This window comes from Streptomyces sp. NPDC001920 (assembly GCF_053594495.1).
Genome location: NZ_JBSFEP010000013.1, coordinates 1 through 15514 on the forward strand (window position 1 = coordinate 1; position 15514 = coordinate 15514).

At 71.2% G+C, this 15514-nt stretch carries 10 protein-coding genes; 2 read left to right on the forward strand and 8 right to left on the reverse strand.

The window, feature by feature from the left end; all coding sequences use genetic code 11:
* The 4 genes from ispG to ACWCPI_RS22635 all read right to left on the reverse strand — a co-directional run.
* Positions 1-755 (reverse strand): flavodoxin-dependent (E)-4-hydroxy-3-methylbut-2-enyl-diphosphate synthase (gene ispG / locus ACWCPI_RS22620; RefSeq protein ID WP_451039806.1); only part of this gene is annotated, 755 nt, incomplete at its 3' end.
* A 170-nt stretch (positions 756-925) separates the two neighbouring features.
* A complete protein-coding gene (locus ACWCPI_RS22625; RefSeq protein WP_451040013.1) occupies positions 926-2218 on the reverse strand; it encodes a M50 family metallopeptidase in 1293 nt (430 codons plus the stop codon).
* A gap of 8 nt (positions 2219-2226) precedes the next feature.
* On the reverse strand, positions 2227-3489 hold the full coding sequence (gene dxr / locus ACWCPI_RS22630; RefSeq protein ID WP_451039807.1) for a 1-deoxy-D-xylulose-5-phosphate reductoisomerase: 1263 nt from the start codon (positions 3487-3489) through the stop codon (positions 2227-2229).
* Positions 3490-3606: 117 nt separating this feature from the next.
* Entirely contained in the window at positions 3607-5553 is a 1947-nt protein-coding gene (locus ACWCPI_RS22635) for an acyl-CoA dehydrogenase family protein (protein ID WP_451039808.1), read from the reverse strand.
* Between the two features lie 331 nt (positions 5554-5884).
* On the opposite strand from ACWCPI_RS22635, the gene ACWCPI_RS22640 reads away from it, so the two are divergent.
* A complete protein-coding gene (locus ACWCPI_RS22640; RefSeq protein WP_451039809.1) occupies positions 5885-6901 on the forward strand; it encodes a LacI family DNA-binding transcriptional regulator in 1017 nt (338 codons plus the stop codon).
* 247 nt (positions 6902-7148) lie between these two features.
* The gene (locus ACWCPI_RS22645) at positions 7149-8336 is read left to right on the forward strand and encodes a sulfotransferase family protein (protein ID WP_451039810.1); all 1188 of its coding nucleotides are present in this window, start codon (positions 7149-7151) and stop codon (positions 8334-8336) included.
* 31 nt (positions 8337-8367) lie between these two features.
* On the opposite strand, the gene ACWCPI_RS22650 is transcribed toward ACWCPI_RS22645, so the two are convergent.
* From ACWCPI_RS22650 to ACWCPI_RS22665, 4 genes are read right to left on the reverse strand one after another with little or no spacing between them, the layout of a single operon-like run.
* Entirely contained in the window at positions 8368-9084 is a 717-nt protein-coding gene (locus tag ACWCPI_RS22650) for a glycoside hydrolase family 12 protein (RefSeq protein WP_451039811.1), read from the reverse strand.
* A gap of 38 nt (positions 9085-9122) precedes the next feature.
* Positions 9123-11324: a glycosyl hydrolase family 95 catalytic domain-containing protein gene (locus ACWCPI_RS22655; RefSeq protein WP_451039812.1), complete on the reverse strand. Its 2202-nt coding sequence runs from the start codon at positions 11322-11324 to the stop codon at positions 9123-9125.
* Positions 11321-13288 (reverse strand): beta-galactosidase, encoded by a 1968-nt coding sequence (locus tag ACWCPI_RS22660; RefSeq protein WP_451039813.1) that lies wholly within the window; start codon positions 13286-13288, stop codon positions 11321-11323. Before ACWCPI_RS22660 ends, ACWCPI_RS22655 begins: the two co-directional genes overlap by 4 nt.
* Positions 13288-15501: a 1,4-beta-glucanase gene (locus ACWCPI_RS22665; RefSeq protein ID WP_451039814.1), complete on the reverse strand. Its 2214-nt coding sequence runs from the start codon at positions 15499-15501 to the stop codon at positions 13288-13290. Before ACWCPI_RS22665 ends, ACWCPI_RS22660 begins: the two co-directional genes overlap by 1 nt.
* Positions 15502-15514: the final 13 nt, after the last annotated feature.

Sequence of the window (15514 nt, forward strand, 5' to 3'; positions counted from 1 at the left end):
GCGCTCAGCGAGACCCGGATCGTGTCGCCGATGCCCTGGGACAGCAGCGCGCCGAAGGCGACGGCCGACTTGATCGTGCCCTGGAACGCCGGGCCCGCCTCCGTCACACCGAGGTGCAGCGGGTAGTCGCACTGGGCGGCGAGCTGCTTGTACGCCTCGATCATGATGACCGGGTCGTTGTGCTTGACCGAGATCTTGATGTCCCGGAAGTCGTGCTCCTCGAAGAGCGACGCCTCCCACAGGGCCGACTCGACCAGGGCCTCGGGGGTCGCCTTGCCGTACTTCTGCAGCAGGCGCCGGTCCAGCGAACCCGCGTTGACGCCGATGCGGATCGGCGTGCCGTGGTCCTTGGCGGCCCGCGCGATCTCCTTGACCTTGTCGTCGAACTGCTTGATGTTGCCGGGGTTGACGCGGACGGCCGCACAGCCCGCCTCGATCGCCGCGAAGACGTACTTCGGCTGGAAGTGGATGTCCGCGATCACCGGGATCTGGGACTTGCGCGCGATGGTCGACAGGGCGTCGGCGTCGTCCTGGGTGGGGCAGGCGACGCGGACGATCTGGCAGCCGGAGGCCGTGAGCTCGGCGATCTGCTGGAGGGTGGCGCCGATGTCGGAGGTGCGGGTCGTCGTCATCGACTGGACCGAGACCGGGGCGTCGCCACCCACCGCCACCGTCCCGACCTGGATCTGCCGGCTCTTCCGGCGCTCGGCGAGCTTGGTCGGAACGGACGGCATGCCGAGAGAAATCGCAGTCATCTGCTGTGCAACCCCAAGTCGTGGATCAAGGTCCGGTCCCGTCAGCAGCGGGCTCCAGGCTTCGAGATTACGGCACGGGGCCTGACCTCAGCACATCCCGGGCCCCCAAACCCACTCGATGGAAGACGGCCCGGGCCAGAAGGTCCCGGGCCGCCTCCGACTCCGTGCGACTAGGAGATCCTGACCGGGTTGACGACGTCCGCGACGAGGACGAGGAGCGTGAAGCAGATGAAGATCCCGGCCACCACGTAGGCCACCGGCATCAGCTTCGCCACGTCGAAGGGACCGGGGTCGGGGCGGCGCAGCACCTTCGCCGTGTTGCGGCGCAGCGACTCCCACAGGGCGCCCGCGATGTGGCCGCCGTCGAGCGGCAGCAGCGGGAGCATGTTGAACAGGAACAGGGAGAGGTTGAAGCCGGCCAGGAGGAAGACGAAGGTGGCCAGCTGTTGCGAGGCGGGGATGTCGAGGGTGGCGATCTCGCCGCTGACCCTCGCCGCGCCGACGATGCCCATCGGGGAGTCCGGCTCGCGCGGGCCGTCGCCGAAGGCCGCGTCCCACAGGGCGGGGACCTTGGAGGGCAGGGCGACGAGGGAGTCGACGGCCTCGCCGACCCGGTCGCCCATCCAGGTCACCGAGTCGCCGAAGTCCTGTTTGACGACGCCGGTGGCCGAGCTGAAGCCGAGGAATCCGGCCTTGACGTACTCGCCCTCGACGTAGGCGCCGCTCGCGTCCTTCTTCACGACCCGGTTGGTGGCGATCTTCGCCTCCAGGGTCACTTCCTGGCCCTTGCGGTCGACGACGATCGGCACCTGCTTGCCGGCGCTGTCACGGATGAGGTCGGAGAGGGTGTTCCAGTCCTCGGTGCGCACACCGTCGAAGGCGACGATCCTGTCGCCGGCCTTCATGCCCGCGGCCTCGGCGGGGGACTTCGGGTCGGACGCCTTGCACTCGTCGCGGTTCTCGGTCTGGGCGATGACGCACGGGGAGACCGAGCTGACGGTGGTGGTCTGCTGCTGGATGCCGAAGCCCATCAGCACGGTGAGGAACAGGGCCACCGCGAGGACGAGGTTCATGAAGGGGCCCGCGAACATCACGATGACCCGCTTCCACGGCTTGCGCGTGTAGAAGAGGCGGGTCTCGTCGCCCGGCTTGAGCTCTTCGAAGGCGGCCGAGCGGGCGTCCTCGATCATGCCGCGCCACGGTGAGGTGGAGCGGGCCTCCAGCTTGCCGTCGGGGCCGGGCGGGAACATGCCGATCATGCGGATGTAACCGCCGAACGGGATCGCCTTGATGCCGTACTCGGTCTCGCCCTTGTTCCGCGACCAGATGGTCGGGCCGAAGCCGACCATGTACTGCGGCACGCGGATGCCGAACAGCTTGGCCGTGGACAGGTGGCCCAGCTCGTGCCAGGCGATCGAGAAGAGCAGCCCGATCGCGAACAGCACTATGCCGAGGATGAACATCAGGGTCGTCATGCACGGGCCTCCGCCGTGTGTGCCGCCAGTTCCCGGGCCCGTCGGCGGGCCCAGGTCTCCGCTTCGAGGACGTCCGCGACGGTCAGCGAAGTTCCCGCACTCGGGGTGCCGTGCTCCTCCACCACCCGCGTCACGGTCTCCATGATCCCGTTGAACGGCAGCGCGCCGGCCCGGAAGGCCTCGACGCACTCCTCGTTGGCCGCATTGAACACCGCGGGTGCCGTGCCCGCGAGCTCTCCGACGTGGCGCGCCAGGTTGACCGACGGGAACGCGTCGTTGTCGAGCGGGAAGAACTCCCAGGTCGACGCCTTGCTCCAGTCGAAGGTGGGCGCGGCGTCGGGGACGCGCTCCGGCCAGCCGAGGCCGATGGCGATCGGCCCTCGCATGTCGGGGGGCGTCGCCTGGGCGATCGTGGATCCGTCCGTGAACTCAACCATCGAGTGGACATACGACTGGGGATGCACGACCACCTCAATGCGGTCGAAGGAAATGTCGTAGAGCAGGTGCGCCTCGATGACCTCCAGGCCCTTGTTGACCAGGGTCGCGGAGTTGATGGTGATCACCGGGCCCATGGCCCAGGTGGGGTGGGCGAGAGCGTCCTCGACCGTGACGTCCGCCAGCTCCTGCTTGGTACGGCCGCGGAAGGGGCCGCCGGACGCGGTGACGACGAGCTTGCGCACGTCCGCGCGGTTGCCGGAGGCCAGCGCCTGGAACAGGGCGGCGTGCTCGGAGTCGACCGGGATGATCTGCCCGGGCTTGGCCAGGGCCTTGACCAGCGGGCCGCCGACGATGAGCGACTCCTTGTTGGCGAGCGCGAGGGTGCGGCCCGCCTCCAGGGCGGCGAGGGTGGGGGCGAGGCCGATCGAGCCGGTGATGCCGTTCAGGACGGTGTGGCAGTCGGACGCCGCGACCTGGGTGGCCGCGTCGGGGCCGGCCAGGATCTCGGGGAGCGGCTCCCCCGTGCCGTACTGGGCCGTCAGGGCTTCCCGCAGTGCCGGCACGACGTCCTCGCGGGCGACCGCGACGGTCCGTGCCTTCAGCCGGTACGCCTGCTCGGCGAGGAGGGCGACCCGGCCGCCGTTGGCGGACAGGGCGGTGACCCGGAAGCGGTCGGGGTTGCGCAGCACGAGATCGATGGCCTGGGTGCCGATCGACCCGGTGGAGCCGAGGATCACCACGTCCTTGGGGCCGTCGCCCGCCACGGGGTCGTAGACGAGGTGCGGATCGGCGAGGGCGCGGAGGGCTGGACTGTCGCTCATCCCCCCATTGTGGCCGTAACGGCTGCCGGGGAGGACAGGGTGTCCCCTTCGGTGGGTGACCGGGGGGTGAGAGGTCACTGCGGGCAGTGACCTCTGCGCCGTCCCCTCACCGCTTCGTCACCGGACGGGGCGGTGCACGTTCTCCTTCTGCGAAGGCCCGGGCGTCGCGTCCGCGATCCATACGCCGCCGTCGTCCGACGGGTCGACGATGCCCTGCTCCAGCCACTCGTAGGTGCCCGACATCACGCCCTTGACGACCGTGCGGTCGAGGTCGTCGGTGTTGGACCACAGGCGGCCGAAGAGTTCCTCGACGCGCAGCCGTGCCTGGCGGCAGAAGATGTCGGCGAGCTGGTAGGCCTCCCGTCCGTGCTCGCCCCGGCCGCGCAGGTGCTCGGCGCGGACGCAGACCGCGCTCATCGCGAACAGCTCCGCGCCGATGTCGACGACGCGGCCCAGGAAGCCCTGCTTGGTCTCCATGCGGCCCTGCCAGCGGGACATGCCGTAGAAGGTGGAGCGGGCGAGCTTGCGGGAGGTGCGCTCGACGTAGCGCAGGTGGGCGGACAGGTCCACCTCGCGCTTGAACTCGCCGTACGTGTACGGCAGCTGCCCGTGTCCCGCGACCAGTTTCGGCAGCCACTTGGCGTAGAAGACGCCGGCGTTGGCGCCCGCCTTCGCCTTGTCCTGGAGGGACTTGTCGGGGTCGATGAGGTCGCCGGCGACGGACAGGTGGGCGTCCACGGCCTCGCGGGCGATCAGGAGGTGCATGATCTCCGTCGAGCCCTCGAAGATGCGGTTGATGCGCAGGTCGCGCAGGACCTGCTCGGCGGGGACGCCCCGCTCGCCGCGTGCCCGGAGCGAGTCGGCCGTCTCGAAGCCGCGGCCGCCGCGGATCTGGACGAGCTCGTCGGCGATCTTCCAGCCCATCTCGGAGGCGTAGAGCTTGGCGAGGGCGCCTTCGATGCGGATGTCGTTGCGGTCCTCGTCGGCCATCTGGGAGGCCAGGTCGGTGACGGCCTCCAGGGCGAAGGTGGTGGCGGCGATGAAGGAGATCTTCGAGCCGACGGCCTCATGATGGGCGATCGGCTTGCCCCACTGCTCGCGCGCCGCCGACCACTCGCGGGCGATCTTCAGGCACCACTTGCCGGCCGCGACACAGGACGCGGGCAGGGACAGCCGCCCGGTGTTGAGCGTGGTCAGGGCGATCTTCAGGCCGGCGCCCTCGGGGCCGATGCGGTTGGCGGCGGGGACGCGGACCTGGTGGAAGCGGGTGACGCCGTTCTCGATGCCGCGCAGGCCCATGAAGGCGTTGCGGTTCTCGACCGTGATGCCGGGCGAGTTGGTCTCCACGACGAAGGCGGTGATGCCGCCCTTGTGCCCCTCGGACTTGGGCACGCGCGCCATGACGACGAGGAGGTCGGCGACCACGCCGTTGGTCGTCCACAGTTTGACGCCGTCGAGGACGTAGTCGTCGCCGTCCGGTACGGCGGTGGTGGCCAGGCGGGCCGGGTCGGAGCCCACGTCGGGCTCGGTGAGCAGGAAGGCGCTGATGTCGGTGCGGGCGCAGCGCGGCAGGAACCGCTCCTTCTGCTCGGGGGTGCCGAACAATTTGAGCGGCTGGGGTACGCCGATCGACTGATGGGCGGAGAGCAGTACGCCGATCGCGGGGGACGCCGAGCCGGCCAGGGCGAGGGCCTTGTTGTAGTAGACCTGGCCGAGGCCGAGTCCGCCGTACTTGGTGTCGATCTTCATGCCGAAGGCGCCGAGCTCCTTCAGCCCGTCGATCACCTCGTCGGGGATCTGGGCCTCGCGTTCGATCAGGGCGCCGTCGACCTTGGTCTCGACGAAGTCGCGCAGTTTGGCGAGGAACTCCTCGCCGCGCTGGGCGGCCTCGTCGGTGGGCATCGGGTGGGGGTGGATGAGGTCGAGGCGGAAGCGGCCGAGGAACAGTTCCTTGGCGAAGCTGGGCTTGCGCCACTCCTGTAGTCGGGCCTCTTCCGCCACCTGGCGTGCCTCACGTTCGGTGACGGTCGGGCGTCCGGAAGAGGATGTGGGTGCTGCGGACATGAGGCTCACCTCGCCGCGAATCGGGATCTTGGGCCGTTTGGTTACCGACGGGTGCTACCCGATCGTATGTACCCGATTACGGGCGCGCCCACCACCCCGGGCGCGGCCGTTCAGCCGGAAGGTTGCCACGGGGCGGGCCGCAGCGGTAGGCATGAGCCCGGTCGGCGGCCACCGGGCCCGCCCGGCTTCGACACGACGGAGAAGTCGGAGTCGAAGCGCTTCGACAGCCTATGGACACCCACTGCCTGTGGAGCTACTGTCGAACCACCCCACAACCACCCTGACATACAGCGCGCATTGTCGAAGCGCTTCACAAAGCTTGGAGAGCTGGATGGTCACCCTCGCCGAGGTCGCCCAGCACGCCGGAGTCTCGGCGAGCACGGTGAGCTATGTCCTCAGCGGCAAGCGGTCCATCTCCGCGACCACCCGGCAGCGGGTCGAGCAGAGTATCCGCGAACTCGGCTACCACCCGAACGCGGGTGCCCGTGCCCTGGCGAGCAGCAGGTCGAACATCATCGCCCTGATGGTCCCCCTGCGCACCGACATGTACGTGCCGGTGATGATGGAGATCGCCATCGCGGTGGCCACCACCGCCCGCACCCACGGGTACGACGTCCTGCTGCTGACCGGCGAGGAAGGTCCCGACGCCGTGCGCCGCGTCACCGGCAGCGGGCTCGCCGACGCGATGATCCTGATGGACGTCCAGCTGGACGACGAGCGGCTGCCGCTGTTGCGCGGCACCGACCAGCCGTCCGTGCTGATCGGACTGCCCGCCGACATCTCCGGGCTGACCTGCGTGGACCTCGACTTCAAGGCGACCGGCACGCTGTGCGTGGAGCATCTGGCGATGCTCGGGCACCGCGACATCGCTGTCATAGGTGAGGCCCCGGCCGTCTACGAGCGGCACACCGGTTTCGCCGAGCGCACGCTGGACGGACTCCGGCAGCGCGCCCAGGAGTTGGGCATGCGGCTGCTGCACCGGCCCTGCGAGGGCGGGTACGACGCGATGGCCGTCACCCTGGCCCGGATCTTCGACGAGCGCCCGAGCACCACCGGGTTCGTCGTGCAGAACGAGTCGGCCGTCGAGCCGCTGCTCGCCCTGCTGCGCCAGCAGGGCCGTGCGGTGCCCGAGGACGTGTCGGTGGTCGCCATCTGCCCCGACCAGGTCGCCACGCAGGCCTCGGTGCGGCTGACGTCGGTGTCCATCCCCGCGCAGGAGATGGGCCGGCACGCCGTGGAGCTGCTGGTGGCCAAGCTCGAAGGGCGCGGGAGCGACGAAGTCATGCTGATCGCACCCGAGTTGACGGTCCGGGCGAGCACGGGCCCGGCGCCGTCCGCCACCCGCTGACCCCGCCGCGGCTTCGCGTCACCCCCACGCGTGGACCGGTGTGACGCACCAGGGCGGTACGACCGCGAGGGTCGACGCCCCCCTCGACCGCATCCCGCTCTTCCTGCGGGACGGGGCGCGGCCGCCTGTGGCGAAGTGGCCGCGTCGAGGGGGGGCGGCCGGACGGTGGAGGTCTTCCGGCCACCCCTCGCGCGGTTCGGCCAACTTGCGTACTGCGGGCATCAGTTCGGCGGGGTAGGTTCCCGTCGTGGCCTCGTCCCGGTTCGCCCTCGCCCTCGCCGACCTGCTGCTGCGTCCGGGGTTCGGCTCCCGCCGCGCCCCGGACCGGGTGTTCGACCGGATCGCCGTGGCGGCCGGGCAGGCGCCCGGTGACCGGCAGTTCGTCGAGGACTTCCGTGCCCTGCTGGGCTGGTGGGCCAGGGCCGATCGGCTCACCCCGGTCGGCTGGCGGTCGGCGCAGGCGCATGTGCGCCGGCATCTGAGCAACCGGGCCCGTGTCCGGCGGCTGATCGCCGAGCATCCGGAGATCGAGCAGGAGCCGATCGAGAAACCGGTGTTCGTCGTGGGGCTGCCACGCACCGCGACCACCGTCACCCACGCCGTCCTGTCGCTGTCGGCCGAGCACCGCTGCCCGCTGCTGTGGGAACTGCTCACGCCGGATCTGGAGCTGCCGCCCCGGCAACGGCGCAAGGCGGTCACGGCCGGGCGCCGGCTGGTCCAGGGCACCAACCTCTTCACGCCGCGCTTCCGCGACATCCACGCGCTGGTGGCCGAGGGCCCGGAGGAGTGCACGTTCGCGCTCCCGCACGCCCTGATGCCGTTCTCCCAGGCCCGTATTCCCGAATACCGGGAATGGCACTGCGAGCGCGACTTCGTCGCCGACTACCGGTATCTGAAGCAGGTCTACCAGGTCCTCCAGCACGGCCGTCCGCGCCGCCGCTGGATGCTGAAGTCCCCGATGCACCTGGAGAACCTGGACGCCCTGCGCACGGTCTTTCCCGACGCCACGATCGTGTGGTGCCACCGCGACCCGGTCACCGCCGTGGCGTCCTTCTGCTCGCTGATCGAGCACGGCATGGCCGTCAGCACCCGCCCGCTGGACCTGGCCGGCATCGGCACCACGTGGTCGGGCCTGCTGAGCCGTGCCATGGAACGCGGACTCGCGGCCCGGGCCGCCATCCCGCCGGAGCACCTGGTGGACGCCCCGTACTCCTGGCTCGGCTCCGACCCCGTCGCCGGCGCCCCCAAGCTCTACGCGGCCGTCGGCGCCCCCTGGACGGAGGCGGACGCGGCCCGGCTCCCGGCTGCCGTCGCCCGACCCCGGGGGACCCGCAAGCACACCTACGACCTGTCCAGGTACGGCCTGAGCCGCGCCGAGGTCGAGTCCGCCTTCGCGGACTACAACGCGCTGCGGGCCGAGGTCGACCGCCCTTGAGGAGCGGATCGACCTCGACCCTGATGGGCGATCAGCCGCCGCTGACGGTCAGGTTGTTGGTGTTGAAGTTGAGTCCGCCGGACGACGAGGTGATCTCGTAGCCGAACTGGACGTCACCGATGATCTCGTTGCCGGGCATCCAGCGCTTGGTGTAGGCGATCCACTGGAGGATCGGCTTGATGTCCACGGTACCGGCGTTGGAGTCGGAGGTCCGCAGGAACGAGAACACCTGGTTGACCCCGTTGGTGCCCTTGTAGACGTTCCAGTTGTGGCCGCCGAGGCTGACGTTGCCCTCGTAGTTGCCGAGCGGGCCGACGGCTCCGTTGTAGTTGACCCAGAGCATGATCTCGTACTGGTGGCCGTTGTCCCAGATGTCGTACGCCGTGTTGTACGCGCCGGACGACGGGACGCTGACGTTGTAGCTGCTGGTGAGCCAGCCGAGGGAGTCGATGGTCTTGTTGATCGTCTTCGTGGAATTGGGGTAGGACTTGATGCCGCCGGTGTTGGGGTGGTTGGCCCAGACGCCCCAGTTGGTCCCGGAGTTGGCCCAGGTGCACTGGCTGCCCGCGCCGGAGCCCCAGATGTTGTTGTAGAGCTTGTAGCCGTTCAGGCTGGTGTTGCCCCACTGGTCGCAGGAGTTCCAGACGGCTGCCGAAGCGGGGGCGGAGGCGAGTCCGACGGTGGCACCGAGAGCCATCGCCGGCGCGAGCACCGCCATGGTGATCTTGCGTATCGTGCTTTTTACCATGGTGTCCCTTCCACGGGTGGGGGGAATTGTGGGGGTTGCTACCACGCCCCCTTGATGAGGACGTGTTCCTCTCCGGCGACGAGGTCGAGCGGCTCCGCGTCTCCGGAAGAAGTCCTGACTTCGATACGGACGGTGCGGGTCGGCTTGAGGACCGCTCTCGCTCCGTCGGGCGCCCAGGTCAGATCGATCTCGGCGCCGAACCGCGTACGGACGCCCGTGAGCCGGCCCGCCGGGAGAGCGGGCGGCGGCGCGGGCAGGAGGACCAGTCGACGCGGGGTCGACTGGACGAGCGCCTCGATCAGCACGGCGGGCAGGGTGTGCGCGGCGTCGGCGTTGTAGACCTCGCGGTTCGGGTAGTGGGCGCTCATCAGGGAGGCGTGGAAGAAGTCGCCGTCCAGGACCAGGCCGAGGGCGTGGGCGACGCGGTCGCGGTCCCCGAGCCGGGCCGCGATCAGGGCATGGTGGAGGTGCCCGTGCGCGGAGTCGTTCTCGGCGCCGCGCAGTTCCAGGGCGCGGCGGGCGGCCGTCGCGAGATCCGGGGTGTCGTACGGGGTGATCTCGTCGAGCGGCCAGACGCCGTAGAGGTGGCTGAGGTGACGGTGGTCGTAGGAGTCCGCCAGACCCGGCCAGGCCCATTCGGCCAGCGCCCCGTCGTCATTGATCCGGTGCGGCGGGAGCCGGTCGGCGAGGGCGCGCCGGCGGTCGGCGTCGGGGCCCGGGTGGTACTCGGCGGCGGTCAGCAGGGCGTGGCGGGCCGCGGAGAGGTCCATGGCCGCGTTGAGGGTGCCCCAGCTCGCGTTCGCCGGCCGGTTCTCGGGTGAGTAGGAGGGGACGACGACGAGGTGGCCCGCGTCGTCGGTACGGCTGAGGAAGTCCTCGTAGAACAGGGCGACTTCGGCGATCGCGGCCGCGGTGCGCGGGTCGCGGGTGCCGTGGGTCTCGTCGTGGTCGACGAGCGGCTTGAGCAGCCAGTCGGCGCCCGCCGTCCACAGGTGCAGGGGGTACTCGCGGCTGAAGTGGTACGCGTGCCCGGACTCGCCGTCGGAGTGCGCGGGTGCGACCACGCCCCGGGTGCCGAAGACCGCGCGGGCGTTCTCGCGCCAGTCGGGTAGCTGACGGTCAATCAGTGCGGCGTGGGCCTCGGTGACCTCGGGGAGTGCGGCGGCCGCGGCGCAGGCGGTCTGGAGGTTGAGGTTGGCGTCGTTGGTGAACGCCCCCGACCAGGCGGTGTCCCAGTCGCCGGTCCACAGACCGGTCAGGCGGGGCGGGAACAGGCCGGAGGCGGAGAGCAGGTGGTAGCGGCCGGCGGCGAACAGGCGCTCCAGCAGAGCGGTGGAACCGGGCCGCTTCAGCAGCTCCGAGCCGGGCAGGGCGCGTTCGGCCGGGGCGGCGGCGAGGTCGAGGGTGACGCGCCGGTAGGCGGTGCGGTGCAGGGCGGCATGGCGTTCGAGGAGCTCTTCGTACTGCGTGGGCAGGTCGCGCAGGGCGCGGCCCTCGGCGATGACGTCGAGTTCGCCGGTGTGCCGCCGGACCCGGGTCAGGAGCAGCACGGACCGGGCTCCCTCGACGTGTGCGCGCGGTGGGGCGAGGGTGGTCGTGCCCGCGGTGACGGCGACCAGGGTGACGCCGGTGAAGGCGCGGTCGCTGCCGGGGTAGCGGGCCCGCAGACTCAGCAGGGCGCCCTCGGCGGTGACGACGGCTCCGTGGCCGACGGCCAGTGCCCCGGGGGCGCCGGGGAGGCGGTGGTCCAGGGAGACGTCGAGGGTGAGGCCGGGGCCCGTGAGGTGCTGGACGATCACGTCGTCGGCGCGCGACACGAAGACCCTGCTGGTCCAGCCGGCGCAGGTCGTCCGTACGACGCCCGTCGCGAAGTCGACGTCGCGGCGGTAGTCGTCGCGGTCGTCCGGGGGCCGTACGAGGCTGACCTGGAACGCGGGGTGGAAGGGCTGGACCCGCTGGTGCGGACGGCCGTCGGTGAAGTGCTCCGCGGCGCTCACGTCGCCCGCCAGGAGGCGGTCCTGGAGTGCCGGGAGCCGGGCGGCGAGCCACGGCGGCCGGCGGTGCCCGCCGTCGCCGCTCGGCCGTACCAGGGTGTGGTGCGTGACGATGACCCGCTCGGCGTTCGGATCGCCGAACACCAGGGCGCCGTGGTGGCCGTTGCCGCTCAGGAAGCCGTCCTCCCAGCGGACGGCCGGGTGCGGCTCCCACGTGCCGTGGACGGGTCCGGTGAGCGCCGTCATGGCCGGAGCACCGCGGCGCCACGCCGTACGAGGGTGACCCGGTCGGTGACTGCCGTCCCGGTCAGCAGGTCGCGGTGGGTGCCGGGCACCTCGACGGTCACCGGCTCACGGCCGTGGTTGAGCACGAACAGCACCTCGCCCCGGCGTACCGCCTCGACCTGCTCCGGGAGCCCGTCGAGCACCGGCCGGACGCCCGCGCCGGCCGCGACTCGGGCCAGCAGGTCGCGCAGCGCGTCCGGCTCCGGGAGCGTGGAGACGTACCAGGCCCGGCCCTTGCGCAGGACGGCGGGCAGTCCGTCGAGTTCACCGCCCTTGTACGGGACGCTCTCGTCGGCGGTGCCGTCGGCTTCCAGTTCCTCGGACCACAGGGAGCCGCCGAAGCCCTCGCAGGCGACGGTCTCCCCCGCGTCCAGCGGCCACCACTCGTGCAGGGTGCGGATGCCGAACAGCTCGCGCAGCCGCGTGTCCATGCCGCCGGGGCGGACCCGGTCGTCCTCGTCGGCGACTGCGGTCTGGAACCCGCAGACGAGGGTGCCGCCCTGGCGGACGTAGCCGAGGAGGTTCTCGACGGCCGCGTCCCTGAGCAGGTAGAGCTGGGGGACGACGACGAGCCGGTACCCGGACAGGTCGTGTTCGGGGTGGGCGAAGTCGGTCGTGAGGTGGGCCTGCCACAGGGCGCGGTGCCAGGCCTTGAGGACGTCGGCGTGGTCCACCTCGTGGGAGAGGCGGCCGTCCTGGGCGCCGGCCCACCAGGCGTGCCAGTCGTGCAGGACGGCGATGTCGGCGGTGCTGTGCGTGCCGGCCACGGCCGGGGCGATCCGGGCGAGGTCCGCGCCGAGCTGCTTGACCTCCTGGTACGTACGGCCCTCCTCCCCGGCGTGACTGACCATGCCGGAGTGGAACTTCTCCGCCCCCTGCCGGGACTGCCGCCACTGGAAGTAGCAGACCGCGTCGGCGCCCCGGGCGATGGCCTGGAGCGACCAGAGCCGGTTGAGGCCGCGCGGCTTGGGGTGGTTGACGCCCCGCCAGTTCACCGGCCCGGCCGCCTGCTCCATGAGCATCCACGGTCCGCGTGCCTGGGAGCGGGTCATGTCCTGGACGAGGGCACCGCTCTGGGCGCCGAAGGGGTCGCGCGGGTCCGGATAGATGTCGACGGAGACGACGTCCTCCTCCTCGGCCCAGCGCCAGGCGTCCTGCCCGAACCACAGCGGCATGAAGTTGCTGGTGACGGGGATGTGCGGGGTGTGGCGGCGGACGATGTCGCGCTCGGCGGCATAGCACTCCAGCAGCATGTCGGAGGTGAAGCGCCGGAAGTCCAGGACCTGCGTGGGGTTGCGCATGTAGTGCGGCAGGCGGGGCGGCAGGATGCCGTCCCAGGTGTCGTAGCCCTGGCTCCAGAAGGCGGTGCCCCAGGCGGTGTTGAGTGCGTCGAGGGTGCCGTACTTCTCGCGCAGCCAGCGGCGGAAGGCCGCCGCGGCCTCGTTGCCGTGGTCGAAGGTGCAGTACTCGTTGTTGATGTGCCACATCGCCAGGGCCGGGTGGCCGCCGTAGCGGGCGGCCAGGTCCTCGGTGATGGCGGCGGCGTAGCGCCGGTAGGTGGCGCTGGAGTGCGAGAAGTGCTGCCGGCCGCCCCACCACTCGGTGCGGCCGTCCTCGGTGACGGGCAGGGTGTCGGGGTGCAGCCGGCCCATCCAGGGCGGGGGCGAGGAGGTGGGGGTGGCGAGGACGACGCCGATGCCGTTGTCGTGCATCAGGTCCATCAGCGTGTCCAACCACCCGAACTCCCGCGCCCCGGGCTCCGGTTCGATCGTCGACCAGGAGAAGACGCCGAGGGTGACGGAGTTGACGCCGGCCTGCGTCATCAGCCGGACGTCCTCGTGCCAGGTCTCCTCAGGCCACTGCTCGGGGTTGTAGTCGCCGCCGAAGAGGAGGCGGCCCCGGGTGGCGTCGCTCAGGTCGGGCATCAGGCGGGGTCCCCGTACTGCACGCCGCGTCCGTTGGTGCCGAGGTAGACCCGGCCGTACACGCGCGGGTCGCCGGTGATGGCGGCGCCGGTCCAGCCCCACTGGTGCTGGTCGTCGTTGATCCGCGTCCAGGTCTTCGCCTCGTCGTCGGAGCGGTGGACGGCGTTGGAGGTCCCGATGGCGCCGACCATGTAGATCGCCGGGTAGGAAGCGCCCTCTGCGGCCTTGCCGAAGCCCAGGGTGTGCGAGGCCTGGCAACTGCTGACCTTGGTGAAGGTCGCGCCGCCGTCGGTCGAGCGGTGCAGCCCGTTCCCCTTGAGGCTGAGCCACAGGTCGCCGGTACGGCCCGGGGCGGCCTTCAGCTGGAACTCGGCGTCGCCCGTGGCCAGGCCGGTGGCCCCCGCGGTGAAGGTCAGGCCGCCGTCGGTGCTGGCGAACACCGTGCCGGTGGTGGGGTCGAAGGCGTAGAAGCGGGCCGGGTCGACGGGGTCCGCGACCGGGGCGGCGCCCTTGGGGAAGGAGGCGACCTCGGACCAGGTGGCGCCGTTGTCGGCCGAGCGGTATGCGGGGTTGGCCGTGCCGAAGGACCACAGCAGCACGCTGCCGTCGGCGCTGGTGGCGATCGGCCCCGGCGCGTCCTTGGCGACGGCGGGCTGCGTCTCGAAGGGCGCCCAGGTCTTGCCGCCGTCGTTCGAGTAGGCGCCGTTGCCGTCGTTGCCCCAGCCCGCCCGGACCACGTACGACGGCTTGGCCGGGGCCAGCGACAGGCCGGTGCAGGTGCCGAACACGGGGTTCGACGCCATGCCGCGCGACGGCGACGCCGTGAGCCGCTCGTGGTACATCACCCCGATGTCCCCGTTCCCGCTGAGCAGGTGCGCCTCACCGGTCGGCGGCGAGATCAGCAGGCGGATGGCCGCTTCCTCCACGCCGCGGATCTGCGGGGCCCAGTGCTTGAGGTCGCGGGTGCCGTAGAGGGTCGCTCCGGTGCCGTAGACGACGTGCTCCGAATCGAACGGGTCGAGGGCCAGGGCCTGGATCCACCAGCCGAACTTGGGCTTGTCGCCGCCCCACTTGAGGTAAGGGGTCTCCGAGACGTCGAGGACGGCCGTGTCCTTCAGGGACGTCCAGGTGCGACCGCCGTTCGTGGAGCGGAAGACGGTGTCGATCTCGGCCCACCGGTTGTTGGTGGAGACGACGAGCGTGCCGGGGCGGCGGGCGTCGACGGCGACACCGCCGTAGCCGAAGGTGTCGGCCGACCCGTCCGTCGCCGTCCCGCCCGGCTTCACCGGGGTGACCTCGGTCCACTTCCCGTCGGTGGTGCGCAGCTTGTGCACACTGCCGTCGGACTGGCCGTTGGGTCCTGGGGCGTTGGCGTACGTCACGTACAGCTCGCGCGTGTGGCGGTCGTACGCGGCGCGGATCGGGACCTTGGCGGCGGTGCCGGTGGGCTGTCCGAGGACGGGCTTCCAGGTCTTGCCGTCAAAGGTGCGGTACAGGTTCGGCCGGTCGGCCGTACCGTCGGAGTCGCCCCAGCCGGCGTAGACCGTGCGTCCCACGGCGACGAGGAGGGTGATGCCCTGGCCGGTGGCGCTCGGGGCGGCAGGGAAGTCCGCGGCCTGCCAGGTGGCGCCGCGGTCGGTGGACTTGAGCAGCCCGTCGTGCCGGGTGCCGAGCCACAGGGTGTCGCTGTCGCGCGGGTCGACGAGCAGGCGCTCCCCCGCGCCCCGCCCGTCCTCGTTGGCGCCCAGCTTCACGGTGAGGTCGGTGCGCTTCCAGGTGGCCCCGCGGTCGTCGGAGCGCAGCACGGCCCCGTTGCCGGCCCAGGACTGGGTGTACGCGCCGAGGGTCAGGTACACCCGGTTCGGGTGGGCCGGGTCGACGGCCATGGCCTCGACGCCGAGCAGGTTCCAGTCGTCCCAGCCGAGGTGATCGGTCAACGGGATCCAGCGGTCGGTCCGGTCGTCCCAGCGGTAGGCGCCGCCGATGTCGGTACGGAGGTAGGCGAGACCGGGGCAGGAGGGATGGAACAGGACGCCGCTGATGAATCCCGTGCCGCCCTGGACGGCGTTGCGCCAGCGGTAGGCGGCGGCGGTGGTCTCGGTGGCGCTGCCGGCTGCCTGCGCCTGTCCCTGGAGGACCGGCAGGGTGGCGACCGCGGCGGTGGCGGCGGTTCCGGCGAGGACAGCTCTTCTGCTGAGGCGGTGCGTGTGCATGACGTACCTCTTC

Bases quoted from the DNA above. Each gene is read 5' to 3' on its own strand.
- ACWCPI_RS22625 (WP_451040013.1), bottom strand. From the start codon at position 2,218: ATGTTCATCCTCGGCATAGTGCTGTTCGCGATCGGGCTGCTCTTCTCG.
- dxr (WP_451039807.1), bottom strand. From the start codon at position 3,489: ATGAGCGACAGTCCAGCCCTCCGCGCCCTCGCCGATCCGCACCTCGTC.
- ACWCPI_RS22635 (WP_451039808.1), bottom strand. From the start codon at position 5,553: ATGTCCGCAGCACCCACATCCTCTTCCGGACGCCCGACCGTCACCGAA.
- ACWCPI_RS22640 (WP_451039809.1), top strand. From the start codon at position 5,885: ATGGTCACCCTCGCCGAGGTCGCCCAGCACGCCGGAGTCTCGGCGAGC.
- ACWCPI_RS22650 (WP_451039811.1), bottom strand. From the start codon at position 9,084: ATGGTAAAAAGCACGATACGCAAGATCACCATGGCGGTGCTCGCGCCG.
- ACWCPI_RS22655 (WP_451039812.1), bottom strand. From the start codon at position 11,324: ATGACGGCGCTCACCGGACCCGTCCACGGCACGTGGGAGCCGCACCCG.
- ACWCPI_RS22660 (WP_451039813.1), bottom strand. From the start codon at position 13,288: ATGCCCGACCTGAGCGACGCCACCCGGGGCCGCCTCCTCTTCGGCGGC.
- ACWCPI_RS22665 (WP_451039814.1), bottom strand. From the start codon at position 15,501: ATGCACACGCACCGCCTCAGCAGAAGAGCTGTCCTCGCCGGAACCGCC.